Annotated in this window: 22 protein-coding genes; 9 read left to right on the top strand and 13 right to left on the bottom strand. The window is 61.0% G+C overall.

Annotation, left to right across the window (positions count from 1 at the left end; all coding sequences use genetic code 11):
- The first annotated feature begins 18 nt into the window (after positions 1–18).
- Both Q9295_RS13150 and Q9295_RS13155 read left to right on the top strand, forming a co-directional pair.
- Positions 19–807 (top strand): enoyl-ACP reductase FabI, encoded by a 789-nt coding sequence (locus tag Q9295_RS13150; RefSeq protein WP_306681022.1) that lies wholly within the window; start codon positions 19–21, stop codon positions 805–807.
- Between the two features lie 170 nt (positions 808–977).
- On the top strand, positions 978–1,499 hold the full coding sequence (locus Q9295_RS13155) for a HugZ family pyridoxamine 5'-phosphate oxidase (protein ID WP_306681023.1): 522 nt from the start codon (positions 978–980) through the stop codon (positions 1,497–1,499).
- A gap of 66 nt (positions 1,500–1,565) precedes the next feature.
- Here Q9295_RS13155 and Q9295_RS13160 read toward each other — a convergent pair whose 3' ends face one another.
- Together Q9295_RS13160 and Q9295_RS13165 are read right to left on the bottom strand one after the other, a co-directional pair.
- On the bottom strand, positions 1,566–3,854 hold the full coding sequence (locus Q9295_RS13160) for a right-handed parallel beta-helix repeat-containing protein (RefSeq protein WP_306681024.1): 2,289 nt from the start codon (positions 3,852–3,854) through the stop codon (positions 1,566–1,568).
- Between the two features lie 192 nt (positions 3,855–4,046).
- On the bottom strand, positions 4,047–5,630 hold the full coding sequence (locus tag Q9295_RS13165; RefSeq protein ID WP_306681025.1) for a lysine--tRNA ligase: 1,584 nt from the start codon (positions 5,628–5,630) through the stop codon (positions 4,047–4,049).
- Between the two features lie 129 nt (positions 5,631–5,759).
- Between Q9295_RS13165 and Q9295_RS13170 the strand changes: the two genes are divergently transcribed.
- Entirely contained in the window at positions 5,760–6,161 is a 402-nt protein-coding gene (locus Q9295_RS13170) for a tellurite resistance TerB family protein (RefSeq protein WP_373457467.1), read from the top strand.
- Positions 6,162–6,199: 38 nt separating this feature from the next.
- On the opposite strand, the gene dacB is transcribed toward Q9295_RS13170, so the two are convergent.
- Together dacB and Q9295_RS13180 are read right to left on the bottom strand one after the other, a co-directional pair.
- The gene (gene dacB, locus Q9295_RS13175; protein WP_306681027.1) at positions 6,200–7,678 is read right to left on the bottom strand and encodes a D-alanyl-D-alanine carboxypeptidase/D-alanyl-D-alanine endopeptidase; all 1,479 of its coding nucleotides are present in this window, start codon (positions 7,676–7,678) and stop codon (positions 6,200–6,202) included.
- 94 nt (positions 7,679–7,772) lie between these two features.
- Positions 7,773–8,372 carry a nicotinate-nucleotide adenylyltransferase gene (locus tag Q9295_RS13180; RefSeq protein WP_306681028.1) on the bottom strand — a complete coding sequence of 200 codons (600 nt, stop codon included), beginning with the start codon at positions 8,370–8,372 and terminating at the stop codon, positions 7,773–7,775.
- 151 nt (positions 8,373–8,523) lie between these two features.
- Here Q9295_RS13180 and ettA point away from each other — a divergent pair, with 151 nt between their 5' ends.
- The 3 genes from ettA (at position 8,524) to Q9295_RS13195 (ending at position 11,581) form a co-directional block, all read left to right on the top strand.
- Positions 8,524–10,179, top strand: a complete 1,656-nt coding sequence (gene ettA / locus Q9295_RS13185; protein WP_306681067.1) for an energy-dependent translational throttle protein EttA — start codon at positions 8,524–8,526, stop codon at positions 10,177–10,179.
- A gap of 870 nt (positions 10,180–11,049) precedes the next feature.
- The gene (locus tag Q9295_RS13190; RefSeq protein WP_306681029.1) at positions 11,050–11,235 is read left to right on the top strand and encodes a hypothetical protein; all 186 of its coding nucleotides are present in this window, start codon (positions 11,050–11,052) and stop codon (positions 11,233–11,235) included.
- A 139-nt stretch (positions 11,236–11,374) separates the two neighbouring features.
- Positions 11,375–11,581, top strand: a complete 207-nt coding sequence (locus tag Q9295_RS13195; RefSeq protein WP_306681030.1) for a cold-shock protein — start codon at positions 11,375–11,377, stop codon at positions 11,579–11,581.
- A 124-nt stretch (positions 11,582–11,705) separates the two neighbouring features.
- Here the strand turns inward: Q9295_RS13195 and Q9295_RS13200 are convergent, their stop codons facing one another.
- Positions 11,706–12,137: a hypothetical protein gene (locus Q9295_RS13200; protein WP_306681031.1), complete on the bottom strand. Its 432-nt coding sequence runs from the start codon at positions 12,135–12,137 to the stop codon at positions 11,706–11,708.
- A gap of 216 nt (positions 12,138–12,353) precedes the next feature.
- On the opposite strand from Q9295_RS13200, the gene Q9295_RS13205 reads away from it, so the two are divergent.
- On the top strand, positions 12,354–13,097 hold the full coding sequence (locus tag Q9295_RS13205; protein WP_306681032.1) for a class II aldolase and adducin N-terminal domain-containing protein: 744 nt from the start codon (positions 12,354–12,356) through the stop codon (positions 13,095–13,097).
- A 3-nt stretch (positions 13,098–13,100) separates the two neighbouring features.
- On the opposite strand, the gene Q9295_RS13210 is transcribed toward Q9295_RS13205, so the two are convergent.
- The 5 genes from Q9295_RS13210 to Q9295_RS13230 all read right to left on the bottom strand — a co-directional run bounded on the left by Q9295_RS13210 (position 13,101) and on the right by Q9295_RS13230 (position 19,036).
- The gene (locus tag Q9295_RS13210; protein WP_306681033.1) at positions 13,101–13,931 is read right to left on the bottom strand and encodes an alkaline phosphatase family protein; all 831 of its coding nucleotides are present in this window, start codon (positions 13,929–13,931) and stop codon (positions 13,101–13,103) included.
- Between the two features lie 100 nt (positions 13,932–14,031).
- Positions 14,032–15,669: an ABC transporter ATP-binding protein gene (locus Q9295_RS13215; RefSeq protein WP_306681034.1), complete on the bottom strand. Its 1,638-nt coding sequence runs from the start codon at positions 15,667–15,669 to the stop codon at positions 14,032–14,034.
- Positions 15,662–16,477, bottom strand: coding sequence for an ABC transporter permease (locus Q9295_RS13220; RefSeq protein WP_306681035.1), 816 nt, complete (start codon positions 16,475–16,477; stop codon positions 15,662–15,664). The genes Q9295_RS13215 and Q9295_RS13220 overlap by 8 nt, the downstream gene beginning before the upstream one ends.
- A complete protein-coding gene (locus tag Q9295_RS13225; RefSeq protein ID WP_306681036.1) occupies positions 16,474–17,430 on the bottom strand; it encodes an ABC transporter permease in 957 nt (318 codons plus the stop codon). Before Q9295_RS13225 ends, Q9295_RS13220 begins: the two co-directional genes overlap by 4 nt.
- Before the next feature lie 10 nt (positions 17,431–17,440).
- On the bottom strand, positions 17,441–19,036 hold the full coding sequence (locus tag Q9295_RS13230) for an ABC transporter substrate-binding protein (RefSeq protein ID WP_306681037.1): 1,596 nt from the start codon (positions 19,034–19,036) through the stop codon (positions 17,441–17,443).
- Between the two features lie 528 nt (positions 19,037–19,564).
- Between Q9295_RS13230 and Q9295_RS13235 the strand changes: the two genes are divergently transcribed.
- Positions 19,565–19,921, top strand: coding sequence for a DUF6958 family protein (locus Q9295_RS13235; protein WP_306681068.1), 357 nt, complete (start codon positions 19,565–19,567; stop codon positions 19,919–19,921).
- A gap of 105 nt (positions 19,922–20,026) precedes the next feature.
- Positions 20,027–21,532: a choline-sulfatase gene (betC, locus tag Q9295_RS13240; protein ID WP_306681038.1), complete on the top strand. Its 1,506-nt coding sequence runs from the start codon at positions 20,027–20,029 to the stop codon at positions 21,530–21,532.
- 157 nt (positions 21,533–21,689) lie between these two features.
- Here betC and Q9295_RS13245 read toward each other — a convergent pair whose 3' ends face one another.
- The 3 genes from Q9295_RS13245 to Q9295_RS13255 form a co-directional block, all read right to left on the bottom strand.
- Entirely contained in the window at positions 21,690–23,303 is a 1,614-nt protein-coding gene (locus Q9295_RS13245) for a GMC family oxidoreductase (protein ID WP_306681039.1), read from the bottom strand.
- A gap of 214 nt (positions 23,304–23,517) precedes the next feature.
- The gene (locus Q9295_RS13250) at positions 23,518–24,318 is read right to left on the bottom strand and encodes a carnitinyl-CoA dehydratase (RefSeq protein WP_306681040.1); all 801 of its coding nucleotides are present in this window, start codon (positions 24,316–24,318) and stop codon (positions 23,518–23,520) included.
- A gap of 3 nt (positions 24,319–24,321) precedes the next feature.
- Positions 24,322–26,307: an acetate--CoA ligase family protein gene (locus Q9295_RS13255; protein ID WP_306681041.1), complete on the bottom strand. Its 1,986-nt coding sequence runs from the start codon at positions 26,305–26,307 to the stop codon at positions 24,322–24,324.
- Positions 26,308–26,397: the final 90 nt, after the last annotated feature.

The raw sequence follows: 26,397 nt of genomic DNA on the forward strand, positions 1-26,397 counted from the left end.
CATTTTCAGGGGGCCAGTATGGCAGACCTTATGAAGGGGAAGCGCGGCCTTGTGATGGGGGTCGCGAACGAACGGTCCATCGCTTGGGGCATCGCCTCGGTGCTGGCGGCTGAGGGCGCGGAGCTGGCGTTTTCCTATCAGGGCGAGGCCTTTGGCAAACGGCTTGCACCGCTGGCGGCCTCGGTCGGGTCGGACATTCTGGTTGATGTCGATGTGACGGATGAGGCGTCTTTGGATGCCTGCTTTGACACGCTGAAGGACCGCTGGGGCAAGCTGGACTTCGTGATCCATGCCATCGCCTACTCCGACAAGAATGAGCTGACGGGGCGTTTTGTGAACACCTCGAAGGCCAATTTCAGCAATTCGTTGGTGATTTCTTGCTACAGCTTCATCGAGGTGGCCCGCCGCGCCGAGCCCTTGATGGTGGATGGCGGCACGCTGATCACGCTGACCTTCCAAGGGTCCAACAAAATCGCGCCGAATTACAATGTGATGGGCGTGGCCAAGGCGGCGCTGGAATCGGCGACGCGCTATTTGGCGAATGACCTTGGCCCGCAAAAGATCCGCGTCAATGCGATCTCGCCTGGCCCGATGAAGACGCTGGCAGGCTCGGCGATCGGCGGCGCTCGCGCCACCTTCCGCCACACCGAGGACAACGCACCTTTGCGCTCGAACGCCACGCTCGACACCATCGGCGGCACGGCGGCTTGGCTCTGCTCCGATTATGGCGCGGCGACCACGGGTGAGATCATCCATGTCGACGGCGGCTACCACGTCTTGGGCTTCCCGCAGGCCGACAATCTCTAAGGAAAATCCTTAGCTTCGAATGCGCGCGGCGGCTTGACAGCAGCGCCGCGCGCGCCCAGACCAAGATCCGCAGCCAGGGAATGCCTTGGCGGGAACAGAGGCCAGTGCTCTCCGGCCCCACCTGCCATGCTACCACGCCAGCAATTTCGACCGCTAGCGATGGAGCAGCCATGTCAGAGCCCCTGATCATCAAAGAAAATCCCCGCGATCCGGTGATGAATGCCGATGAGGGCGCGCGCGCTGAGGCGCGGGGCCTTCTCGAGACCGGCCATGCCGCGCTGGCTTGGACCGACCCCGACAATGGCACCCCCGGCATCAGCCGCATCACCTTCGCGATTGATCCGGTTGAGGGTCCGCTCTGCCTGATCTCCGAGCTGGCGCCGCACACGCGCGCTTTGCGCACCAATGGTGCTTGCGCGATGATGGTGGGCGATGTTGGCCCCAAGGGCGACCCGATGACCCATGCGCGGCTGATGGTGCGCGCCCAAGCCGAGTTCCTGCCCGCCGACCACCCTGGCCGCGCCGAGCTGCGCGCGCGCTGGCTCGAGCGCAACCCCAAGGCCACGGTCTATATCGATCTGCCGGATTTCCATTTCGTGCGGATCATCCCGCAAACCGCTTTGCTGAATGGTGGCTTTGCCCGCGCCTTCCGGCTGACCTCGGATGACCTCATCGCAATGATGAAGGTCTGAGCACCTTCGCAGCATATGCCAAAAGGGCGGCCCAACGGCCGCCCTTTTGCGTTCGAGAGCTAAGGCCTAGACCGTCACGTCCATCCGCAAGACAGCCGTCACCTTCCCCTTCACCGCCTCTCCCCAGCGCAGATTGGCCTGACTGCCCCCCGGCCCCTGCCCCACCACCGCATTGGGGAAATTGAACCGAGTCACATTGGCCGCATTGGTGATTGCGCCCTCGGGCATCACGCTTTCGACGGTTCGGATCCGCGCCCCAAAGGGCGTGAAGCCGCCCGGATCGAGCACCCAAGTATCCGCCGCCGTGGTCTGACTATGGCTCATCACGATCGGATTTTGGATCGTCTGACTGACCTGATTGAAGGTATTCCCCTTGACCCGCACATTGCGCGAGCGGGTGAAATCCAAGCTGGCAAAAGAAGTATCCACCATCTCGACCCGGTCCACCGTGGCGTTGAACACCCGGAAGGTGTTGTTCACCAAACTGAATCCATTGAAGAAATGGCCCGAGCCATAGGGTTTCACCACAATCCAGCGGAAGGCGGCACTCACGTCCGAGGCGATGAAGATATTGCCCACGACATTCAGCCCACCGAAGGAGAACTCATTGCTGAAGCCGGGCTCTGGGTCATGCTCATTGCCCCATTCGATGAAGCAATTGTCGATGTAATTGCCCGAGACCACGGTGGCAACATTGGTCTGTGTAAAGACGATCCCCGCCAGCCGCACCCCCGCTGCTGCATCATCGCCTTGGAAGAAATGATTGTTGCAGATCATATGGCTGGTGCCGTTCATCACCGCAAAATGCTTGAAGCGCACGATGCGGTTGTTGCGGAATTTCACGTCATTGGCCTGCACATTGATCGCAATCGTGCTGCGGTCTTGCGCGTTGAGCGGCTGCTCATTCGACAGGAACTGGCAGTAATCGACCCACATCCCCTGACAGCCGGTCCCGGCCGAGCTGATGCCGCGATCCTTCGGGCGGTTGAAGGTGCAGCTGTCGAAGCGGAACACCGTACCCGACATTGGCAGAAGCACGCCCGAGCAACTGCCAAGGCAGTTGAACTCCACCTCATGGATCTCAAACCGCGACAGCAGCGCGAAATTGCTGAAATCCATCAGATATTTAAAGCGGGTGAAGGTGTAGGTCCGGGTGCCAGCGGCAGCGTAAAGCGGCTGCGACAGCTCAACCGTGCCAGCCCCGATGTTCTTCGATTTGACATAGACCTCACGTCCAACCCCGGTGCTCTGCACCAAGGCCCCAACCGGCACATTGGCCACATTGGCCACAGCGGTGAGTTGGGTCGAATTGGCAATGGCATAGGTGCCAACCGAGGTTACCACCTCATTCGTCCAACCGCTCGACGACACCGCATTGAGCGAGCCATTGCGCAAAACCCGCCGGTTGGTGAAGGAGTTGAGTCCCGCCAAAGCGGCCACATCCAAAGGCTCGGTCAGATCAACGCGCCGCCCTGACATGTCAAAGGTGACGTGATCGGTGAAATAAAACAAAGCCTGAAGTGCGCGCTTGAACCCCTCCACATCGCCATTGAAGGCCCGCGAATAGGTCTCGAGATCGAAGTTGCGGGTCAAGATCAGCCGATTGGCCGCAGGTTGAACCACTGTGCCCTGAAAGCGGATCGGCGCGTTGATCGTCAGGTTTCCCGGCAGGTTATAGCTGCCTTGCGAGACCACAATCGTCCGCCCCGCCGCCGCCGCATCCGCCGCCATAAAGGCCGCAATGTCATTGCTGCTGCCATCGCCCTTAGCACCGTAATCGCGCACATCGACCATATCCATCATGTCGCGCAGAAAGACCGAGGTGACATCCTCGACCACCAGATCATCGATACGCACAGTCCCGCCATTGGCCCCGGTCAGATCGATACCGATATGAGCAAAGGTCGCCGTTGCCCCCAAAGGCATCGCCACGCCGGTGCGGTTGCCTGCGCCCACAATCGCCTCGATGGTGACAACGCTGCCGTAATCGGTCAGCGCCACCGAAGGGCCGGTCTGCACCGCCGTGGTCACATTGGCCGAAGCCGCATCCCCCGCCCAAAGCGCGATCCGCACCGAAGGCAAGTTGCCCGAGACCGCCTTCACCCGCGCGCTGATCCGCAGATACATATCGCGCCGCAGCGGCGTTTGGCTGAATGAGCGCAGCCGTTGCGTGGAACTGGTTTTTTTCAGCTCAAGACAGCCCGCGAAATCGGCGTCATTGCTGACATAAGCCGCGTTCGACGCGCCATTATACGAGGCATCGCCCGGGCGCCCATTGCCGCTGGACCACAGGCTTAACCCCGCCGCGAAAGCCGGCGGCATCAGGACCAGCCCTTCGGTAATCACCTTGTTCATCTCTGCTCCCCTTGCCTCTTGGCGGATCAAGGGCGCATGAGCCTCACCCGCGGCCCAGACACGCGCCTTGGGGCAAGGGAGGTATCAACGAGAGGTTAACGCGACCTCAGACCAGCGCGCGGAGGACTTGGGGGCGCAACGCAAAAGGCGCGGCCCAATGGACCGCGCCTTTCATGTCTGACTTCGGAAGGATCACTTAGCGATCAAACCGCCAGCCAGTGCTTTTTCGATCAAAGCCACCGTCTCATCGACACCATAAAGCGCGATGAAGCCGCCAAAGCGTGGGCCGTCCGAGGCGCCAAGCAGAACCTCATAAAGCGCCTTGAACCAATCGCGGAGCGGCTCGAATTCATGCTCTTTGCCGATGGCGAAGACCATCGATTGCAGCGCCTCATCGTCCAGACCGCCGTCCCAAACTTTCAGCTTAGCAACCAGATCCTCCATCGCCGCGCGCTCTTTGTCGGAAGGCAGGCGGAAGGTGCGGGTCGGTGCGATCTTGTCGTCGAAGTAGCGCAAAGCGAAACCGGCCGCGGCATCAAGATCGGGATGCGTCTCAGGCGAGGCATCGGGCGCATAGCGCTTGATGAAGCCCCAAAGGCCCTTGGCATCCTTGGCCCCCGCCACCGAGGCAAGGTTCAAGAGCATCCCAAACGGCACCACCATCTTCGACTCCGGCGGCTTGCCGTTGTGGATGTGGAAGACCGGGTTATTGGCCTGTTGATCGATCGTCTGATCGGGGAAGGCGCGCAGCTGCTGGTGGTATTCATCCACCGCCCGCGGGATCACATCCCAAGACATGCGCTTGGCCGTCTTCGGCTTTTGATACATGAAATAGGACAGGCTTTCCGAGGCAGCATAGGTCAGCCACTCGTCAATCGTCAGGCCATTGCCCTTGGATTTCGAGATCTTCTGGCCCTGCTCATCCAAGAACAGCTCATAGGTGAAGTGATTGGGCTTCTTGCCGCCCAGAACCTCACAAATGCCGTCATAGATCGGCGTGTTGGTCGAGTGGTCCTTGCCATACATCTCGAAGTCGACATCCAGCGCCGCCCAGCGGGCACCGAAATCCGGCTTCCATTGCAGCTTTACGTTGCCGCCGGTGACGGGCAGCGTCCATTCGCGGCCGGTTTCATCGTCGAAGGTGATGGTGTGGTTCACCTTATCAACGTGTTTCATCGGCACATAAAGCACCCTGCCGGTTTCCGGATGGATCGGCAGGAAGCAGGAATAGGTCTGCTGACGCTCTTCGCGCAAAGACTTCAGCATGATCGCCATGATCTGGTCATAACGTTCCGCCGCCAGCCGCAAGGTCGGGTCAAACTGGCCCGATTTGTAGAACTCGGTGGCCGAGATGAACTCATATTCAAACCCAAAAGTGTCCAAGAACCGGCGCAACATGGCGTTGTTGTGATGGCCAAAGCTTTCGTAAAGCTCAAAAGGATCCGGGACCGAAGTCAGCGGCTTTTGGATATTGGCGTGCAGAAGCTCTTGGTTCGGCACGTTTTCCGGCACTTTGCGCATGCCGTCCACGTCATCCGAGAAGCAGATTAGCCGGGTCGGGATGTCACAGATCATCTCAAAGGCACGGCGGATCATCGTCGTGCGCGCCACCTCGCCAAAGGTGCCGATATGCGGCAGACCCGAGGGGCCATAGCCGGTTTCAAACAGCGCATGGCCCTTTTTCGGATCCTTGCCGCCGAACCGTTTCAGGACCGCGCGGGCCTCTTCAAAGGGCCAGGCCTTCGAATTCATTGCAGCATCGCGCAGGGAAGTCATGCTCACCACTCCTGAAAAGCCCGTGACACCGTGTCTGGGGCGTTCCGTCCTCTATTGCCGCAGGGGGCTGGGGTCAATAATCTCTCAATCAATGTGATGTAGGAGCTGATCGTGACCGATACCACCTTGATGACTGCGCAAGATGCGTTGGTGGCCGTGATGGTGGCCTGCTCGGCCTCGGACCAAGATATGCGCACGGCCGAGCTGGTGGCCATTCAGCGCATGGTGGGCCATATGCCGATCTTTGCGGGCTATGACACCGATCGGATCCGCGAGGTCACCCGTATCGTGATCGATCTCTTCGAAGAAGAGGACGGGCTGGATGCCTTGTTCGGGCTGGTGCGCGCCGCTTTGCCCGAGCGGCTTTTCGAGACCGCCTATGCCTTGGCCTGTGACGTGGTGACTGCCGATGGTCACCATACACAGGTCGAATTGCAGATGCTTGAGGAAGTGCGTGAAGAGCTGGCCGTTGACCGTCTCCACGCCGCCGCCATCGAATGGGGCGCGCGGGTGCGGCATATGCAACCCTAAAGCCATGAGCCTGATGGGCGGCCTAAGCGTAACCGCTTTTATGCGTAAAGGCCCGCCCAGCGGTTGATCAACTGCCCCTGCAAGCGGCGCGAGCGCTTGGTCCAAGACGACACCCCCTCGGGCCCTTCGCGCTGCGCCACCGGCACCGCATCGCGCCGCGCCGGATCGCCGGTGAAGATCGCAAAGATCAACTCGCGCCCCCCCGGCGGCACGATATGACCGGCCAGACCCGAGACAAAGTTCAACGTCCCCGATTTGGCGAGCACCTTCACCGGATGATTGTCGATCACCTTACCGCTGTCATCGCGCATCCCCATATCGCGCAAGATGGGCTTTAGCTCCATCCCAGCACGGTGGGCGGCGAGCAAAGCCTTCGCCATCTCTGCCGCCGTCACGCGCGAACCGGCGCCAAGGCCGGAATGATCGGTAAACTTGGCATTGATCCCCAGCCGCGAGCCCGCCCAATCCGACATCGCCTTGCCCGAGCCCGCCAGCCCGGAGGCGCGGCTCGCGGTCAGACCACAGCATTCGGCAGTGATATTGGTGGAAAACCGCAGCATATCGCGCAGAACCTTGGTCAAAGGCTCACTGGTGCTGCGGCCCAGCTCTTGCCCCGAAGGCAATGCCTCGACCACCTGCCCCGCTGGCAAGGTGATGCCTTGCGCGCGCGCCATCACCCGAAACACCTCGCCCAGATAAAGCGCAGGGCGGCGCACCGGCAACCAGCGGCTGCCGCCCTTGCCCAACGCAGCCGAGGCCACGGTCCATTCCTCGGTCTGTGCGGTTTGCTTATAGGTGAAGACCGGCGTGTCTCGCTTGGCGACCTTGCCGGTGATGCCCGCGACGGCTGGCACGAAACGCTCGCCCCGCGCATCCATGCTGACCGCCCAATCCGCTCCGGCTTTCTTCCACTCAAAATGCACGCGGTTGAAATTAAGGTTTAGCCCCGAAAGAGCCGGATCGTAGCCCACATGCACCGGCTGATCATCGGTGATCGTATCCAGCCGCGGCAAGGCACGGTCCCAAAGGAGGAGCCGCCCCGTCACGCCTTTCAACCCGGCCTGCGCCAATTGCGCCACCAAAGCGCCAAGCTGGTCGGTTTGCAGCGTCGGATCGCCGCCGCCCACCAGCACAAGATCGCCCTGCACAATGCCGCCCTGCACCGGCCCAGTGGCCAAGACGCGGGTGACAAAGCGATAATCCGGGCCAAGCTTTTCCAAAGCGTAAAGTGCTGTGATCGCTTTGGCGACCGAGGCTGGTGGCAGCTGCACCTGCGGCTCATGCGCTTCCAGCACCGCACCCGTGGTGGCATCCACCACCACACAGCCAACCGAGCCGCCGAGCTTGGCCGCCGCGATCAGCGCGGCGATGCTTTGCGGTGCGGCGGCAGCAGGGGCAGCGCCCGGCACCCGGTCTCCACGCAAAACCGGACGAGGCGAGCGCGCAATACCTTCGGCCCAAGCGGGCGTGGAAAGGCCCGCCAAAAGCCCCGTCAGAAACAACCGCCGATCAATCACGCCAGAATCCTTCTCGGTATCGCCGTTCCTTATCAAACCGAAAGGCAGGGAGGCCAGTCAAGCGCGCGGATGGCTCACCTAAAGCTGATCAGGCTTAAGGCTTCCACTGCCCCTTGGCCCGGATCTCCGAGGATGAGGCCGCGCTCATCGGCACGTTCACAAAGACCCAAGCCGGACCATTGCGATGTGCCAAGTTCTCGCCGCGCGCCACCCGGTTGCCCCGGTACACCTGCGCCGCGACCGAAAGCCGGGCTTTCAGGCCCGAGCCGGGGCGCGCCAGCACGCCAACCGGCACCCGCTCCATAATCTCGCGCCAGCGGTCCCATTTGTGAAATTGCGCCAGATTATCCGCCCCCATCAGCCAGACGAAGCTGACCCCGGGGTAAAGCTCTTGCAGCCGGGCAATCGTATCTGCGGTGAAGCGCGTACCTAGTCGCGCCTCAATATCGGAGACCACGACGCGCGGATCATCCTTCAGCATCCGCCGCGCTTGCGCGATCCGGGCGGGCATCGGCGCGGGCTGGCGCGCCTTCAAGGGATTGCCGGGCGAGACCAGCCACCAGACCCGGTCCAGCCCGATCCGCTTCAGCGCCTCATGGGTGATATGGACATGCCCCTCATGCGCGGGATCGAACGACCCGCCAAGAAGCCCGATCACCATACCGGGCTTGGCATTGGGAAACCCTGTCCGCACCGCTCCGTCCCGCCCTTTGCCCAAATCGCCGCCACCCTGCGCACCGTGACGTAAAGGTCAACCCCAAAGGGCGATTTATGCCTTCCCCGTTGCCCTTAGCCCTGCTGATCGCTACATGGACGGCCAAGCACGGATGATGATGGAGAGCACCATGGCCAGCTATCAATATGTCTACCATATGGAAGGCGTGTCCAAGACCTATCCCGGCGGGAAAAAGGTGTTCGAGAACATCCACCTGAACTTCCTCCCGGGCGTGAAAATCGGCGTCGTTGGGGTCAACGGCGCGGGTAAATCCACCTTGCTGCGCGTGATGGCGGGCTGGGACAAGGATTTCCAAGGTGAGGCTTGGGCCGCCAAAGGCGCAAAGGTTGGCTACCTGCCGCAGGAGCCGCAACTGGATGAGACCCTCAACGTTCGTGAGAACGTGATGCTGGGCGTGGCGGAAAAGCAAGCCAAGCTTGATCGCTACAATGAGCTAGCGATGAACTACTCGGACGAGACCGCCGAGGAGATGGCCCAGCTGCAAGACGAGATTGACGCCCATAACCTGTGGGAATTGGACAATCAGGTCGATATCGCGATGGAAGCTTTGCGCTGCCCGCCCGATGACGCCGATGTCTCAACCCTCTCGGGCGGTGAGCGCCGCCGCGTGGCTTTGTGCAAGCTGCTCTTGGAAGAGCCCGATATGCTCCTCCTTGACGAACCGACCAACCACTTGGACGCCGAGACGATCGCATGGCTGCAAAAGCACCTGATCGCCTATAAAGGCACCATCCTGACGGTCACCCACGACCGTTACTTCCTGGATGACATCACCACTTGGATCCTTGAGCTGGAGCGCGGCCGCGGCCTGCCCCATGAGGGCAACTATTCCTCCTGGCTTGATGCCAAGGCCAAGCGTCTGGCGCAGGAAGCCCGCGAAGACAAAGCCAAGCAGAAAGTGCTTGAGAAGGAACTTGAGTGGATCCGCGCCGGTGCGAAAGCCCGTCAGGCCAAGTCCAAAGCCCGTATCGCCGCTTATAACAAAATGGCGGACGAGTCGGTCAAAGAGCTGGTCGGCAAGGCCCAGATCATCATTCCTCACGGGCCGCGTCTCGGCTCGAAGGTCATCGAATTTGAGAATGTTTCCAAGGCGATGGGCGACAAGCAGCTGATTGAGAACCTCAGCTTCATGCTGCCGCCGGGCGGCATCATTGGGGTGATCGGTCCGAACGGTGCCGGCAAATCGACGCTGATGAAGATGATCATCGGCACCGAGAAGCCCGACACCGGCACGATCACCTTGGGTGACACGGTGCAGCTCTCTTACGTCGACCAGTCGCGCGATGCTTTGGACGCGAATAAGACCGTTTGGGAAGAGATCTCGGACGGGCTCGACATCGTGGTTCTGGGCGATGCCGAAGTGGCAAGCCGCAGCTATGTGGGTGCGTTCAACTTCAAGGGCTCGGACCAGCAGAAGAAGGTCGGCGTCCTTTCGGGTGGTGAGCGCAACCGCGTGCATATGGCCAAGCTCTTGCGCTCGGGCGGCAACGTGCTTCTGCTCGACGAGCCGACCAACGACTTGGACGTAGAAACGCTGCAAGCCCTTGAAGCTGCTATCGAAGATTTCGCTGGTTGCGCCGTTATCATCTCGCACGACCGCTTCTTCCTTGACCGTCTCTGCACCCATATCCTTGCCTTCGAAGGCGACGCACATGTCGAATTCTTTGAAGGCAACTTCGAGGATTATGAGGCCGACAAGATCCGCCGTCTGGGGCCGGATGCAGTGAACCCCTCGCGCGTGAAGCACAAGAAATTCACCCGTTAATTATGCGGTGATTGAAACGACAAAAGGCGGGGGCAATGCTCCCGCCTTTTGCATTCGCCCTCTCCCCTATCACCGAGGCGCTGTCCGATCCCGAAAGCGCCGCGCAGGGAGGATCGGTCAATTGATCGACAGCTTTCTAAACCGGCCAGTTTAATATTAACGAAATATGAATGTTAAAACCAAATCCTCCAATCATTCTTTCGCATTATTGCGCAAATCGCACCAAAATTGCTCCACAAAAGATGCTGAAGCTTATTGCCGCACAACTTTAAAGCACCCAGGCCGAACTCCCCACCCCGCAATAGAACATAGACATCAATGTCCACACTGACCCATTCACTTCGATTGGAGTTATTCATAGGCAGATGAATTAACTTTTACCGAATACCATTGGCCCCACGGATCTGAGCTATACAGCCTAAGCCAGCGATTAACTATTTCGCGACAAAATTGCGTCACACTGGGAACCTAACGCATCGCCGCGCGTTGGGGGCACGAAGGCATATGAATTAACCAGTGGAGGCATAATGAAAGGCATTTTGGCTTGGGTCATTGGCATCCCGATCCCGATCATCATCATCCTCTATTTACTGGACGTGTTCTAAGCCAGCGCGACTTACTGGACGTGTTCTAAGCCAGCGCGACCGCTACAAGCTAAGCGCCCCTAGGCAGCCACACCAACCAAAGGGCGAAGCGGTAGCGCCAAACACCCGCCTAGGCTGCGCCGGACGGCCTCAAAGCCCCAAGGCCAGCCCACCCCGCACCTCGGCCCCCAGCACCACCAAAGACACGCCCCACGCGCCTTCAGCCTAACGCCCCATTTTCGCCCAATTGAATGTATTTTCTGATTGGAGAAGGATGGAGATATAAATGGCGATCATTCTTTCCATCACGGCGGGCCTTATTGGTCTTATCGCCTTTTCTATTGCAATGCTGCTTGGAAGCACATTGCTGACCGGCCTATTGATATGGAGCGGCACCGGCATCATGACGCTCGCCATCGGTATTGGCTGGGCATTTTTGCCATTTCCATTAACCGTTCGCACGTCATCTTGATTTTGCATTCCGAATACTAGAGAATGGCAATTGCGACGTTACTCTTCGACTGCTCCGTATTGCGGCACAGTTTCGACCAAAGTTAGCTGCGCCAGGCCGCCGCACTCCGCGGGCGGTATTACGATCAGGAGACATCACGATGGCCAAGGGCACCGTGAAATGGTTTAATGAAACCAAAGGTTTCGGCTTCATCGCCCCCGAGGGTGGTAAGAAAGACGTGTTCGTTCACATCACGGCGCTGCAACGCGCTGGCCTGACCGGTTTGAAGGACGGCCAAGCCGTCACTTTCGACATCGAAGCAGGTCGTGATGGCCGCGAATCAGCGACCAATCTGGCCCTGGCCTAAGCCAAACTTTGGTGGATAAACGGCAAAGGGCAGGTCTGTGCGACCTGCCCTTTTCTTTTGCCCTGTCCCGAAAGCACTTGTTAGCCTGCCGCAGGCGCGTGTTAATCCCAGCGATCGCACAGAGTCAGGCGGCGCGCCAGACCAGCCGATCGCGCAAAGCGTGTTCAAAGCCCATGCGCAGCGACAGGACCGAAACCGGGCCGCGCAGGCAAACCGGTTCATCGCGCTCTTGCGGGAAAACTTGGGTGCTGTGCGCTTCGGAGATCAGAATGACCGGCACCCGGCTTTGCACTGCGGTCAAAGTTGCGGCGACGCGCGCGCCGACCTCCACCCCGCCTAAGCTGTCGCAATCAACCACAAAAAGCCCGTATCCAGCAGGGTCGTCGATGATAGCGGACAAGGCGGCATAAACCTCAATCTCATGCTCAACCACGCCACCCATGCCGGCAAGCCGCTCTTGCAAAGGGCTTTGCGCATCATTGCTGAGCACCATAACGCGAACGCCCCAGCCCACGGGAAGAGCGCCATCCAGCCCAAAATCACGCGTTAACTGCATCACAATCTCCTAAAGGCGGCGTTCGAACTTGGCCTAAGATGACAGAGAGATGCGGTGGAACTATGGGCAATCCCCGGAGTTTTTAAGGCAGCACGCCACAATTCTGTCTTGGTTTGCGGCCTGGCGCTTTTCCTTGCCTGCTCAGGAAATCGCGCGCAGAGTGCTTAACGTGAGCACCAAGCCCGCATCGGCTGCCAGCCCCAAGGAGGATTTGCGATGAAACACGCCAACCTGACCCATTGGGCCGAGCGGGTCGATCTGGCCGCAGCCTTCCGCTGGACGGTGCGGGAGAACATGCATGAGGCTGTTTCCAATCACTTTTCTCTGGCAGTAAACCCCGAGGGCAGCAAGTTTTTGATCAACCCGAACGGGCGGCATTTCGCGCGGATCACGGCTTCAAGCTTGCTGGAGCTGGATGCCAATGACCCCTCGACGATGGACCGGCCCGATGCGCCCGATCCCACGGCTTGGGGGCTGCATGGCAGCATCCATCGCGCCCTGCCCCATGCGCGCTGTTTGATGCATGTGCATTCGGTTCATGCGACAGTTTTGGCGAGTTTGGCGGACAGTTCCCTGCCGCCGATCGACCAAAATTCCGCAATGTTTTTCAACCGTTACGTTGTGGATGACCATTACGGCGGCATGGCCTTTGCCGATGAGGGGGCGCGCTGCGCCGAGATGCTGGCGGACCCGAAGCTGCATACGCTGATCATGGGCAACCACGGCGTGCTGATCATCGGTCGCACAGTGGCTGAAACCTTTAACCGCCTCTATTATTTCGAAAAAGCGGCAGCGACCTATATTTTGGCGCTGCAAACGGGCAAGCCGTTGCGGGTCTTGTCGGATGAGGTTGCCGAGAAAACCGCGCAGGAATGGGAGTCCTATCCCGGCGTCGGCGATCATTTCTTGCGTGAAATCAGGGCCTTGCTGGATGAGCAGAGCCCTGACTATGCCTCGTAAGCTTCAGGAGAAGAAGCTCTTCGCCTTCATCGTGGCGGGCACCGGAACGCCCATCCGGGTCAAGATCGAAGGCGCCAGAGCCAACTGATCCAACACAACATCTTGTGGCGGCAACTTCGCATCACCGAAGTAATAGAAGGCGAAGTCGCGCTGATCCTCGGTCGTGCCGCCGTGGTGGCCGCGGTCGTCTTGGCCGTGGTCGGCGGTGACGATCACCTCATAGCCATTGTCGCGCCAGCGTTGGATGAAGGGGGCCAAGGTGGCGTCCATCAGGAAACAGGCGTGGTCCATTTCTTGGCAATCGTGGAAGAAACGGTGACCCATCGAGTCCAAGGTGCAGCTGTGATAGATGCCGTAATCAATTGATTTCACTTCACAAAGCCGCGTGAGCGTGCCGAAGAGATCGAAGTCCGAGGGGGTCATCTGGTTGATCAGATTATAGCCCGCCATGGTGTGGAAACGACCATGGGTGATCGGGCCGCCCGGCTCATCATATTCGATATCCCGGACCACATCGAAGGGAGCACGGTTAAAAAACTCGGACCAATAGCTGTGGGTGACCGCGCCGGTGGTCTTGCCCGCCTTGGTCAACTCGGAGAAAATATCGGGGAATTCCAGGCGCTTAATGCCACCATTGGTCCAGATCCCATGCTCTTGCGGCGGCACACCGGTGTGGATCGACGCATAGCAACTGGCCGAGGTGGAGGGCAGGACCGAGCGCATGCGGCGCACCTGCGCATCGCCATGCTCGACCCAGCCTTCAAGATTGCCGAAAAGGCGGCGCCAGTTGCGATAGGGCACGCCGTCAATGATGATGAGAAGCAGTTTTGTCACGTCTGGATTCCGTCTGGTTCACATATGGAAAAGGTATGGCTTTGGTATGGCTGTGCGCGAAGGGGCAGCGCGGTCGGCGCTGCCCCTGTTAGAAAGCCGGTCAGTTGCCGGCGCTGGCCATTTTGCGGGTGGAGATCACCTCTTCCAGCCAGCCCAGACGCATCTCGGGCACCGAGGACAGGAGCAGGTCGGTGTAGTCGTCGAAGGGCGGCGCCAGCACGTCTGACTTTTGCCCGTAACGCACCACCGCCCCCTTATACATCACCGCGATCTTGTCCGAGATCGCCCGCACCGTGGCGAGGTCATGGGTGATGAAGAGATAGGCGACCTGCGATTCCGCCTGAAGGTTCAGAAGCAGCTTCAGGATGCCATCCGCGACCAAGGGGTCCAAGGCCGAGGTCACCTCATCACAGATGATCAGCTTGGGCTTGGCAGCCAAAGCGCGGGCGATGCAGACGCGCTGCTTTTGCCCGCCCGAAAGCTCGGCCGGATAGCGGCGGGCGAAGCCTGCCCCCATCTCGATCTGGTCCAAAAGCTCTTGCACCCGGCGCTGCTTCTCGGCGCCTTTAAGACCGAAATAGAGCTCCAAGGGCCGCCCGATGATATCGCCCACGGTCTGGCGCGGGTTCATCGCCGTATCGGCCATCTGATAGATCATCTGGATCTCGCGCAGATCATCCATGCTGCGGGCCTTGGTCTCATTCGAGAGCGTGCGGCCTGCAAAGCTGATCCGGCCCGAGCGGGGCGGCAAAAGCCCGGTGATGGCGCGGGCCAGAGTGGATTTGCCCGAGCCGGATTCACCCACCACCGCCAAGGTCTGCCCGGCGGGCAGATCGAGCGTGATGTTCTTCAGCACGTCAAAATTGGTGCCGCGATAGCGCGCGGTGACGTTCTGGATCGAAAGCACGGCGGGTGCTTCGGGCTTTTCCTCATGCTCGATCGAGCGCACCGCGACGAGGGCTTTGGTGTAATCCTCGCGCGGGGCGTTGATGATCTGATCGGTGGTGCCAAGTTCGACCATGCGGCCTTGGCGCAACACCATGATCTCATCCGAGACCTGCGCCACCACGGCAAGGTCATGGGTGATGTAGAGCGCGGCGACTTGGGTGTCGCGGATCGCCTCTTTGATCGCGGCCAGAACGTCGATCTGGGTGGTGACATCGAGGGCCGTGGTCGGCTCATCGAAGATCACGAGGTCCGGCTTTGGGCAAAGCGCCATCGCCGTCATCACCCGCTGCAACTGCCCGCCCGAGACTTGGTGCGGGTAGCGGCTGCCGATGGTTTCGGGATTGGGCAGGCCAAGCTTGCGGAAAAGCGTGACGGCGCGGGCTTCGGCCTCGGCTTTGGTCATAAGACCGTGGCCGATGCTGGTCTCAATCACCTGCTCCATCAACCTCTTTGCCGGGTTGAAAGAGGCGGCGGCGGATTGTGAGACGTAGGTCACCTCACGCCCGCGCAGATGCCGCAGATCGGTTGGCGCAGCGGTGCGGATTTCCCGCCCGTTGAGCATGATGCTGCCCGCCGCCAGCCGCACCCCGCCGCGCCCATAGGACATGGCCGAAAGCCCGATGGTGGATTTGCCAGCGCCGGATTCGCCAATGAGCCCCAGCACCTTGCCGCGTTTGAGCGCCAAATCGACGCCGTGCACCAAAGTGATGTCTTTGGGCGGCTCTCCCGGCGGATAGGCGGTGGCTTCGATCACCAAGCCTTTGATGTTGAGCAAAAGATCATCAGCCACCGCGGCCTCCTTTCAGGCTGGAGGTGCGGGTCAGGATCCAGTCCGCCACCAAGTTGACGCTGATCGCCAAGGCCGCGATCGCCGCAGCGGGCAGCATGGCGGCGGTTTTGCCGTAGATCAGCCCGTCGCGGTTTTCCTTCACCATGCCGCCCCAATCGGCGAGCGGCGGTTGGATGCCGAGGCCAAGGAAGGAGAGCGTCGAGATGAAGAGCACGGCGAAGATGAAGCGCAGGCCAAACTCGGCCACCAAGGGCGAAAGCGCATTGGGCAGGATCTCTTTGAAGATGATCCAATTGCCCTTCTCGCCGCGCAGTTTGGCGGCCTCGACATATTCCATCACCGCGATATCGGCGGCGACGGCGCGCGAAAGCCGGAAGACCCGGGTGGAATCGAGGATGCCGATGACCAGCACCAAAACGGTAAGGTTAAGCGGCAGGACGGAGAGCAGCACCAAGGCGACGATCAGCGAAGGGATCGCCATCATCAGATCGACCGAGCGCGACAGCGCTTGGTCCAGCCAGCCGCCCGAGACGGCGGCGGTGAAGCCCAAGAAGGTGCCAAGCGCAAAGGAGAGGATCGAGGCGGCCAGCGCCACGAAGATCGTCACCTGCGCGCCGTAGATCAGCCGCGAGAGAATATCGCGGCCGATGGTATCGGTGCCCAGCCAGAATTGGGCCGATGGTGCCTCCCACACGCCCCCCACGGGGTCGTTGATCGGATAAGGCGCGATCCAATGGGCGAAAATGGCGACAAATATGAAGCCGCCGGTGAAGATCATCCCGATCAGGGCAGAGAGCGGAATTCTCATTTGGGGTGCCTCAGACGCGGGTTGGCGATGATGCCGATCACATCTGCCAGCATGTTGAGCAGGATATAGACGCCCGCGAAGATCAGCCCCACCGCCTGCACCACCGGAAGATCGCGCTTGGTCACATGATCCACGAGATATTGGCCAAGGGCATTGTAGCTGAAGACCACCTCAACCACGACAACGCCGACCACGAGGTAGGCGAGGTTGAGCATGACCACCGCCACGACCGGCGCGATGGCATTGGGCAAAGCGTGTTTCCAGATGATGTTCATCGGGGTCACGCCTTTCAGCTCGGCCGTCTCGATATAGGCCGATTGCATGACGTTGAGGATCGCGGCGCGGGTCATGCGCATCATATGCGCCAGCACCACAAGCACCAGCACGATGACCGGCAAAGCCACGGCATGGAGGCGGTCCCAGAAGCTCATGCCCGGGAAGGTCATGGCGGTGGGCGAGAACCAACCCATTTTGACGCCAAAGATATACATCACGATATAGCCGACGACGAATTCGGGCAGCGAGATCGTGGAAAGCGTGATGCCGGAGATCACCTTATCGGGCCATTTGCCAGCATAGCGGGCGGCAACAAGGCCCAGAAGGATCGCCAAGGGCACGGCGATGACAGCCGCACATCCGGCAAGGAAAAGCGTATTGGCCAGCCTCGGTTTGATCGAGGCGGCGATATCGGCGCCATTGGTGAGAGCTTTGCCCAGATCGCCGGTCAAAATGCCGCCGAGCCAGTTGAAATAGCGCGTCAGGGGCGGATCGCTCAGCCCCAGCTGCGCGCGCAAGTTTTCAAGCGCCTGCGGTGTCGCTGACTGGCCGAGGATCGCCTGAGCGGTGTCACCGGGAAGCGCCTCGACACCAAGGAAAATCACTGCAGACACAGCAAGCAACAACAGCAGGCCCAGCGCGATGCGCTGGACCAGAAGTTTTACGATAGGATGCACCGGGCTGGCCTCAGACCAACCAGCACTGCGACAGAGCGCGGCCGCTCATCATCTCGCCATTCGGATCGTCGAACCAGCCACCGACCTTATCGGAGACGCCCGCCACATAATCGTTGAACATCGGCAGGATCAGACCGCCTTCGTCACGGACCATCGCGGCCATCTCGGAATATTGTGCCTTGCGCTTGGTTTGATCCAGCTCGGCGCGGGCGGCGATCAGCACCTCGTCGAATTTGGCGTTCTTGAACCGGGTGTCGTTCCATTCCGCGGTCGAGAGATAGGCGGTGGAATACATCTGATCTTGCACCGGACGACCGCCCCAATAGCTGGCGCAGAAGGGCTCGACGTTCCAGACGTTGGACCAATAGCCGTCATCGGGCTCCAGCTGGACTTGCAGCGGGATGCCCGCCGCATTGGCCGAAGCGGCGAAGAGGTTGGCCGCATCCACCGCCCCCGGGAAGGCCCCCGGCGCCGTGCGCAGGATGATCGGGCTGCCGTCATGGCCGGATTTTTCGTAATATTCTTTGGCCTTAGCCGCGTCATATTCGCGCTGCGGGAAGCTGTCGTCAAAGAGCGGATAAGCGGCGTTGATCGGGAAGTCATTGCCCAGCGAGCCCAGACCGCCAAGGATCTTATCGACCATTTCCTGACGGTTGACGCCGTATTTCAGCGCCATACGCAGATCGTTATTATCGAAGGGCGCTTTGTCGCAATGCATGATGAAGATGTAATGCCCGCGGCCCGGCACGCGGCGGACTTGGATGCCCGGAGCGCCTTGCAGCAGTTCAAAGATCTTCGGGTCAACCCGGTTGATCATATGCACCTGACCGGCCTGCAAAGCAGCGGTCCGGGCGGTGTTGTCGTTGATCGCAAGGATCTCGATCTCATCAGCATGGGCGATGCTGCTGTCGAAATAGTTGGGGTTGCGCTTCATCGTGTAGCGCACGCCCGGCTCGAACGTGTCGAGGATATAGGGACCAGCGCCGATGCCCGCATTGGGGTTATCAAAGCCGCCGCCGGGCTGAATGACCAGGTGATAGTCGGTCAACAGCACGGGAAGGTCAGCCGAACCCGAATCCAGCGTCAGCTCGACCTTGTCGCCTTCGGCCTTCATCTCGGTGATGCCTTTGACCACGCCGAGCGCGCCCGATTGCGCGGCCTCATCGGTGTGACGCTTGAAGGTGGCGACGATATCTTCGGCGGTGACAGGCGCGCCGTTGGAGAAGGTGACGCCTTGGCGCACGCGGAAGGTCCAGACCTTCGAATCGGCCGAGGCCGAGATGTCATCGACAAGGCGCATATCGACTTGGCCATCGGGCGTCATCGACACCATCGTCTCGCCCCATTGCGAGTTGGCGACATAGGGAACCGGCGAGAGCGCCAGGCCCGGATCCAGCGAGTTGGTGCTTTCACCACCCGAGATACCGGCGCGCAAAGTGCCGCCCTTTTTGGGCTCTTGCGCAAGCGCGGCATGGCCAAAAAGCGCAGCTGCGGTGCCAGCCGACAGCCCAAGCGCAGTCGAGCGGCCGATGAACTCGCGGCGGTTCATACGACCGCGGCGGGCTTCAGAAATCATGTGGTCCAGGCGCTGACGAGCGTCCGTCATATTGGTGTTCTCCCTATGTGTCCCCAGGGTTTTCCCCGGTAGATTCTTTTGTTGAGTTGTTAGTCAATAAAACGCGATCAGAGGATTTGGAGCAAATCTTTTATGAGGGATTTGAAGAAATCCTGATCGTGGAACGAGGCACTGCACGGCAAAGGCTTGGCGAAGGAGGTGCCTGATCTTCGGCCCAAAGTTTTGCAGCGCAACTCAGGAAGCGCAAGCCCTCGCCCCCCTTCTCCGTCCAAGGGAAAGTCCTTTGATGGTCAATTGGATAGAGATTTGGCACGGGCTCGGCCTTGGCAGCGGCGCTTTGACCGCGTTTTCCGACATCGGGCACGACATCTGCCTTGGCGTAACGAAAGCTGGACAGACCGGCCTTGGCTGCGGCAAGTTGCTGGCAGACGGGGCAGCGGAGCACGCGCCCGCCGCGCGCTATGAAAGGCCCGTGCTACGGCCACGCCCAGACAAGACATCTCTGCCCCTACCGCCTTTGCGTCCGAGATCACCTTAAGGAGCGAACCCTTGCCGCACATGCTGACCAGCGCCAAAGCGATGGCCGATGACACGATCTGCGACCAAATGAACGACCCTGACGGCGAACAGATTGAGGTGCTGAACGTCACCTCTCCCAGCCATGTCGGTCTGGTGAACCGCGCCAAATATATGGCGATGCATCAAGCCCTTATGGCGGCCTTGCCCGACCAAGAGCCGGGAATGACCCCGGCCGAGGCGAAGGCCGCTTTGCTGCCGCATCTGGATGCAACGCTGTTTCCCGAAGGCGATAAGGCCGGCTGGTGGCTGAAATGCGTGCAGCTGGATCTGGAGGCGCGGGGCGAGATCGCCCGTGGCCCGAAAGCGCCGGTGCGGCTGTACCGCTTGCCCAGCTAAGATTTCGCTTCTGGCCAAGGAGCGGTCGTTCCGCGCTAGCCCTGCGGCTGGCGCGGGTTAGACTGCTGCGGGATTCGCCCTGCCATTGCCCTGTCGGAGACCTATATGACTCGCCCGAACATCTTGATTTTGATGGTGGACCAGCTGACAGGGACTTTGTTCCCCGACGGGCCAGAGGCGTTCTTGCAGGTGCCGAACTTGCGCAAACTGGCCGCGCGCTCGGTGCGCTTTGCGCAAAGCTACACCGCCTCGCCGCTGTGCGCGCCGGGGCGGGCAAGCTTTATGTCGGGCCAGCTGCCGCGCCGGACGCGGGTCTATGACAATGCGGCCGAGTTCACCTCGGACATCCCGACCTTTGCGCATCACCTGCGCCGCGCGGGCTATCAGACCTGCCTTGCGGGCAAAATGCATTTCGTGGGCCCCGACCAGCTGCATGGTTTTGAAGAGCGGCTGACGACGGATATCTACCCCGCGGATTTCGGCTGGACCCCGGATTATCGCAAGCCCGGTGAGCGGATTGATTGGTGGTATCACAACTTGGGCTCGGTGACCGGCGCAGGCGTGGCCGAGATCACCAACCAATTGGAATATGACGATGATGTCGCGCATCAAGCGGTGCAGAAGATCTATGATCTGTCGCGTGGGGCGGATGCGCGGCCTTGGTGCCTGACCGCCAGCTTCACCCATCCGCATGACCCGTTCGTGGCGCGGCGCAAATATTGGGATCTCTACGAAGGCGCGCCGGAATGTGAGCCGCCCGAGCCGGTGGCTTATGAGGATCAAGACCCACATGCGCAGCGGCTTTTGGACGCTTGCGATTGGCGCGGGCTGGAGGTGACCGAAGAGCACATCCGCCGCGCAAGGCAGGGCTATTTCGCCAATATCTCTTATGTCGATGATAAAATTGGAGAAATCTTGGCGGCACTTGAGGCGAGCCGGCAAGAGGCGATCGTGGTCTTCGTCTCAGACCACGGCGAGATGCTGGGCCGGCGCGGGCTTTGGTTCAAGATGAACTTCTTTGAAGGCTCGGCCCGCGTGCCTTTGATGATCGCCGCCCCAGGGCTTGATCCGCAAAGGATCGACACCCCGGTCTCGACCATCGACCTTCTGCCCACGCTTTGCGATCTGGCGGGGGTGTCGATGGAAGCGGTCATGCCTTGGACCGATGGCGAATCCTTGGTGCCTTTGGCCAAAGGCCAGCCACGCCACAGCCCGGTGGCGATGGAATATGCCGCCGAAGGCTCGATCACGCCGATGGTGGCGTTGCGGCATGGGGTTTGGAAATATACCAAATGCATGGCCGATCCTGAGCAGCTTTTCGACCTCGCCCATGACCCCGAAGAGCGGGAGAATTTGGCCGAAGATCCGCGCGCGGTGAAGGTTATGGCGCATTTCCGCGCCCTTGCCGCAGCACGCTGGGATCTTGCGGCCTATGACGCCGAGGTGCGGCAAAGCCAAGCCCGGCGCTGGGTGGTCTATGAGGCTTTGCGCAACGGCAATTACTATCCTTGGGACCACCAACCCCTGCGCGCGGCCTCCGAGCGCTATATGCGCAACCATATGGATCTGAACGTTTTGGAAGAGAACAAACGCTTCCCCCGCGGCGAGTAAGACCCGCCGCCCTCGAACATGTCGGGGGCATTCTGCCCCCGAGCCCCCTGAGAGTATTTAAGTCAAGATGAAGCTCTAACGCGGGTATTTCATCTTGACTTAAATACTCCCGCCGGAGGCAAGCCAGCGCAGGCGGGCTCGATGCCCGCCAAGCTGGCTACTTGGACTCCGTCAGAATGATCTCGCCCGCTTTCCAGCCGAGCATGATCGCCGGGGCATTGGTATTGCCTGCAATGAGATTGGGGAAGCTGGAGGCATCGGCGACGCGGAGGCCCTGCACGCCATGCACCCGCAATTTAGCGTCAATCACCGAAGTCTCGGCGCTTGCCCCCATGCGGGCGGTGCAGGACGGGTGATAGACGGTCCCGGAGCGCCACCGGAAATCGTCGATCAGCGCCTCGTCCGACTGAACATCGGGGCCGGGGCGGAGCTCCTCTTCCACCCAGCGGGCAAAGCTGGGCTGAGCGGCGATTTTGCGCAGGAATTTCACCGCGAGCAGCATCTCTTCGACATCCTCGGGCGTCGAGAAGGCGTTGGGGGTGATCTTTGGATGCGCCAGCGGATCGGGCGAGGCGATGCGGATATGGCCGCGTGAGGTGGGGCGGCAGTTGGAAAGGCCAAGTGACAGACCGGGGAATGGGTCGGGGGTTAACAGCGGGCGCTCACCCGCTTTCGGGATAAGCGTTGAGAAGGCCTGCATATAGAGCTGCATATTGGGGCGCTCAAGCGCGGGTCTTGTGCGGAAAAAACCGCCGCCATGGTTGATCGATTTGGCCAAGGGCCCGCCGCCGAGGGCGAGATACCACATCCCCATCAAAGCCTTACCGAACCAAGGCCGCAGGATGTTGTTATAAGTCGGCACTTTCATCTGCCATGTGTAGTTGATGCCGTGATGGTCGCTGAGATGGGCGCCGACATTGGGGTTATCGACGAGGGTTTGGAGGCCCATCTCTTGCAAAAGTGCGCCATCGCCGATGCCGGAAAGCTGCAAAAGCTGCGGTGAGTTGATGGCGCCGCCGCAAAGGATGACCTCGGCGCGGGCGCGAAGGGTTTTGCGCTGGCCGTTTTGCAGATATTCGACGCCCGTCGCGCGGCCTTCTTCGATCAACACGCGGGTGACTTGCGCGCCGGTCTCGACCCGCAAGTTCTTGCGCCGCATCGCCGGGCGCAGGAAGGCGCGGGCGGCGGAATTGCGGCGACCTCCTTTGACGGTGAGTTGGTAGGTGCCCGCCCCTTCTTGGCTTTCACCATTGAAATCAGGGTTATAGGGCAGGCCCGCCTCGGCGCAGGCCTTGATGTAATCCTCGACCAGCCAATGCAGGCCTTTGCGGTTTTTGCTGATGAAGAGAGGGCCGCCCTTGCCGCGCCAAGCGTCGCCGCCGGCCTCATTATCCTCGATCTCGCGGTAGGCTTTGAGCACCTCGTCCCAGCCCCAGCCGGGATTGTCTCGGCCCCATTCTTCGTAATCGGCTTGGTGGCCGCGCATCCAGACCATGGCGTTGATCGAGGAGGAGCCGCCCAAAATCCGGCCGCGCGGGATATGGTCGCGCTGGTGGTTGAGGCCGGGGTCAGGCTCGGCGCTGTAGAGCCAATTGACGCCTGGGTCGTAGAAAAGTTTGCCGTAACCCAATGGCATTTGGACGAAAAAGCGCCGGTCGCTGCCGCCGGCTTCGAGTAAGGTGACGTGGTGGCGGCTGTCTTCGGTCAGGCGGTTGGCCAGCGTGCAACCGGCCGAGCCTGCGCCGATGATGATGTAATCTGTCTCTTCCATGGGTGGGCGCTCTGGCTGGCGGCGGCCGGGGGTTTCACACCCCCGGACCCCCGTGGAGTATTTGGGTCAAGGCGAATGGGGAAAGGCTAGAGCGGGGTTTTGGCAACGGTTTGGATTTTCGCGACGCGGATGGGTCGCGAATGGAACATCTTTGCAGCAGATGTGAAAAGGCCCCGGATGCGGCGATCCGGGGCCTTGCTTTGCCGTGGCGGGGTTACTTGCCCTTCCAGACCGGGTCGCGTTTTTCGGCAAAAGCCCGCGCGCCTTCGAGTTGGTCTTCGGAGGAATAGAGCTTGTCGACGGTCGGCATCAGCCGCTTGGTGATGCGGTTGAGCGCATCTTGGAAGCGCATGGCTTCGGCCTCACGCACCACTTCTTTGATCGCGGCATAGACCAAGGGCGGGCCGGATTCGAGCAGGCGGGCAAGCTCCCACGCCTTATCAAGCAGTTGATCCGGCTGGCAGATTTCCTTGATGAGCCCCCAGCGGTGGGCTTCTTCGGCGTCGAACCAGCGGCCCGTCAGGAGGAGGTCCATGGCGACGTGATAGGGGATGCGTTTCGGGAGTTTGATCGAGGCCGCATCGGCGACGGTGCCGGAGCGGATCTCCGGCAAAGCGAAGGTGGCATTGGTGGAGCAAAGGATGATGTCGCCCGAAAGCGCCAGCTCCAGCCCGCCGCCGCAGCAGATGCCCTGCACCGCCATGATCACCGGTTTGTTGAGGTTCGGGAGTTCCTGCAGGCCGCCGAAGCCGCCCACGCCGTAATCGCCGTCCACGGCATCGCCCTCGGCCGCAGCCTTTAAGTCCCAGCCGGGGCAGAAGAATTTCTCGCCCGAGGCGCGGACGATGCAGATGCGCAGGCTGTCGTCATCGCGGAAGTCGCGGAAGACGAGGCCCATGACGCGGCTGGTTTTCAGGCTGATCGCATTGGCCTTGCCGGAGTCGAGCGTGACCTCGAGGATGGCGCCATCGCGCCGGGTTTTGATCGGACCTTCGGTCCGCATTTCCATTGCCATATCTCAGACCTTTCGGATCAGCGCATCCACCGCCACGGCGCCTTGCGCTTTGACGAGGATCGGGTTGATTTCAATCTCTTCAAGCGTGTCATCGGCGAGCATTGCGGCGCCGAGACGGGTGGCGATGCGGGCAACCTCGGCCATATCGGCCTTGGCGCGGCCGCGATAGCCGTCGAGAAGCGGCCAAAGGCGGAGCGTTTTCGCCCCGTTAAGGATTTGCGCCTCGGTGGCGGGGAGGACGAGGGTGACGGTGTCGGCCAGAACTTCGGCCGTGACGCCGCCCATGCCGAGGGTCAGGGTCACGCCATAGATCGGGTCGCGGCGCAGGCCGATAAGGATCTCGGCCACGGTGCCGGTGACCATTTCTTCGACCAGATAGCCGGTGGCGCCTGGCATCTCTTCTTGCCCTTCAAGGGTAGAGAGATTGAGGCGAACGGCGCCCGCTTCGGTCTTATGGGCAAAGCCAAGGCCCTTGAGGGCGAAGGGAGCGGTAAGGCCGGAGGTGTCGAGATCTTTCAATGCCTTAGCGGTGATCGCACGCGGCACTGCCACGCCAGCCTTGGCCAAAAGCGCCTTGCCTTCTGCCTCGGAAAGCAGGGTGCTGTCGCGCGGTGGCAAGGCTTTGGCAGGCCGCCAGCCTTGGGTGCCCGGGGCGGTTTGCGCGGCTTTGATCGCGGCGAGCGCAGTTTCGAGGCCGAGAAGCGTGCAGACCCCGGCCTCGCGCATTTCGGTCACGCGAGCCTCGCCGAAATTCTCCACCATCGAAGCGACGGGGAAGGCGATTTTGCCGGTGGCCTTTTGCGCCGCGACGATGGCGTCGAGTGCGGGCTGGTAGGAAGACGGATCGCAGCGGTCAATGCGCGGCGTGTCGATGATATAGATACCGGCGTCATAGGGCTCGAGCATGGCCGAGAAAACCTCGGTGGTTTTCGGCCCGTCGCCCCAGATGAAAGTGTGGTAATCCAATGGGTTAGAGATCGTTGGGATCTCACCCAGCACGTTGAAGAGCCGGTCATGCGTGGCTTGCGGCACCGGGGGGAAATCGATACCGAAGGGGGCGGCGAGATCCGCCACCAGCCCCGCCTCGCCGCCCGAACAGGAGAGCGAGCAGATGCGGGTGCCGATTTGCGGCCCGTGCAGATGGAAGATCTTCAGCGTCTCGATCAACTCGGAAGGCGAGTTGACCTCGGCCACGCCGATCTGGCGCAGGAAGGCAGAAGACGCGGCCCCGCCCCCGGCCAATGAGGCGGTGTGTGAAGCGGCGGCGGTGCGCGACAGTTCGGTCTTGCCGGACTTGATCGCGACCACGCCTTTGCCCATGGCGCGGGCCTTCTCGGCCAAGGCGGCAAAGGCGGGGGCGTCGTCGATGCCCTCGATATAAAGGCCCACGGCGGTGACGCGCGGATCATCCAAGAGCGCGCCGGTCAGCTCGGCCAGCCCGACAACGGCGGCATTGCCGAGGCAGGCGACATAAGCCACCGGCAGGCCACGCGCCTGCATGCCCATATTGATCACGATGTTGGAGGATTGGCTGACCAGAGCCACGCCCTTTTCCACCCTGACGCCGCCATGCTGGTCGGGCCAGAGCAGCGCGCCATCAAGGTAATTGATCACGCCGTAGCAATTGGGGCCAAGGATCGGCATCTCGCCCGCCGTGGCGATCAGCTTTTCTTGCAACTCGGGCGCGCCCGCCTCGGTCCAGCCCGAGGCGAAGCAGATCGCCCCCCCTGCCCCAATGCGGCGCAACTCGTCCACCACCTCAACGGTGGCATGGCGGTTGACCCCGATGAAAGTGGCATCGGGCGGCTCGGGCAGGTCCGAAAGGCTCTTATAAGCCTTCAGCCCGCCAATTTCTTCACGGGTCGGGTGCACCGGCCAGACCGGCCCGGCAAAGCCCATCTTGGCGCATTGCTCAATAACATTCAGCGCCCAACCGGCACCGAGGACCGCGATATGGCGCGGCCGCAGCAGACGATCAAGGCGGCTCATGCGCGGCCCCCTGCTTTGCCTGCGGCGCCGGGGCTCTGCCCCGGACCCCGGGATATTTCCGGACAGATGAAAGGGCTGCGAGGGCGCCCA

It is taken from the genome of Pseudogemmobacter lacusdianii, from assembly GCF_030848395.1.
Classification (GTDB): Bacteria; Pseudomonadota; Alphaproteobacteria; order Rhodobacterales; family Rhodobacteraceae; genus Pseudogemmobacter; species Pseudogemmobacter lacusdianii.

Bases quoted from the DNA above. Each gene is read 5' to 3' on its own strand.
- Q9295_RS13150 (WP_306681022.1), top strand. From the start codon at position 19: ATGGCAGACCTTATGAAGGGGAAGCGCGGCCTTGTGATGGGGGTCGCG.
- Q9295_RS13155 (WP_306681023.1), top strand. From the start codon at position 978: ATGTCAGAGCCCCTGATCATCAAAGAAAATCCCCGCGATCCGGTGATG.
- Q9295_RS13160 (WP_306681024.1), bottom strand. From the start codon at position 3,854: ATGAACAAGGTGATTACCGAAGGGCTGGTCCTGATGCCGCCGGCTTTC.
- Q9295_RS13165 (WP_306681025.1), bottom strand. From the start codon at position 5,630: ATGACTTCCCTGCGCGATGCTGCAATGAATTCGAAGGCCTGGCCCTTT.
- Q9295_RS13170 (WP_373457467.1), top strand. From the start codon at position 5,760: ATGACTGCGCAAGATGCGTTGGTGGCCGTGATGGTGGCCTGCTCGGCC.
- ettA (WP_306681067.1), top strand. From the start codon at position 8,524: ATGGCCAGCTATCAATATGTCTACCATATGGAAGGCGTGTCCAAGACC.
- Q9295_RS13190 (WP_306681029.1), top strand. From the start codon at position 11,050: ATGGCGATCATTCTTTCCATCACGGCGGGCCTTATTGGTCTTATCGCC.
- Q9295_RS13195 (WP_306681030.1), top strand. From the start codon at position 11,375: ATGGCCAAGGGCACCGTGAAATGGTTTAATGAAACCAAAGGTTTCGGC.
- Q9295_RS13200 (WP_306681031.1), bottom strand. From the start codon at position 12,137: ATGCAGTTAACGCGTGATTTTGGGCTGGATGGCGCTCTTCCCGTGGGC.
- Q9295_RS13205 (WP_306681032.1), top strand. From the start codon at position 12,354: ATGAAACACGCCAACCTGACCCATTGGGCCGAGCGGGTCGATCTGGCC.
- Q9295_RS13220 (WP_306681035.1), bottom strand. From the start codon at position 16,477: ATGAGAATTCCGCTCTCTGCCCTGATCGGGATGATCTTCACCGGCGGC.
- Q9295_RS13230 (WP_306681037.1), bottom strand. From the start codon at position 19,036: ATGACGGACGCTCGTCAGCGCCTGGACCACATGATTTCTGAAGCCCGC.
- Q9295_RS13235 (WP_306681068.1), top strand. From the start codon at position 19,565: ATGCTGACCAGCGCCAAAGCGATGGCCGATGACACGATCTGCGACCAA.
- betC (WP_306681038.1), top strand. From the start codon at position 20,027: ATGACTCGCCCGAACATCTTGATTTTGATGGTGGACCAGCTGACAGGG.
- Q9295_RS13245 (WP_306681039.1), bottom strand. From the start codon at position 23,303: ATGGAAGAGACAGATTACATCATCATCGGCGCAGGCTCGGCCGGTTGC.
- Q9295_RS13250 (WP_306681040.1), bottom strand. From the start codon at position 24,318: ATGGCAATGGAAATGCGGACCGAAGGTCCGATCAAAACCCGGCGCGAT.
- Q9295_RS13255 (WP_306681041.1), bottom strand. From the start codon at position 26,307: ATGAGCCGCCTTGATCGTCTGCTGCGGCCGCGCCATATCGCGGTCCTC.